Raw genomic sequence first — 525 nt, 5'->3', positions numbered from 1 at the left:
GCTTCCAGGGGGTCGGACAGGTACTCGGAAAGATAGCTGTCCGTTGCCGCGGCCAGGTAAGCGATCCCGGTCGCCGAAGCGTGCATGGGGACCCGCGAACCCAGGGGAAGGAACGCACGGAGGACGTGCGGGGTGTCAAGCCGTTCGATGACCACCATGGACCGGCGATCCGGCACGGCGAGGTGCACCGTCTCCGTTGTATCCAGCTGCAGGGCGTTCAACGGCCCCATCGCGACGTCGCGAATCAAGGAACCGCTGCTGCCCCTGCTGGCCACGGCAAAAGCGTGATTGGTCAGAACCCATTTCCCGGCGTTCGCTTCCGATTGCGATACCCAACCGAGCTCGCCAAGTGTCCGCAGCATACGCAGCACGGTGGCCTTGGGAACGTCGGTGTCCCGGCTCAGTTCAGAAAGCCCCGCTGGCTGGTTGTCTGACACGGCTTCAAGAACCCTCATCGCAGTCACAACACTCTGCGTGCTCACCCAGACCTCCAACCGCCCGCCTTGACCGCCTACTTTTCGTGAT

Annotated in this window: 1 protein-coding gene; it reads right to left on the bottom strand. The window is 63.2% G+C overall.

Going from position 1 to position 525, the window contains the following annotated elements; translation table 11 throughout:
• Positions 1–482, bottom strand: a 482-nt coding sequence (locus ACXJ3V_RS20730; protein WP_457102241.1) for an IclR family transcriptional regulator, incomplete at its 3' end; no start/stop codon positions are given.
• Positions 483–525 lie beyond the last annotated feature (43 nt).

This window comes from Microbacterium sp. P5_E9 (assembly GCF_054049175.1).
Note: the sequence above shows the minus strand (reverse complement) of the source record. Positions and strands in the feature narration are given on the sequence as shown.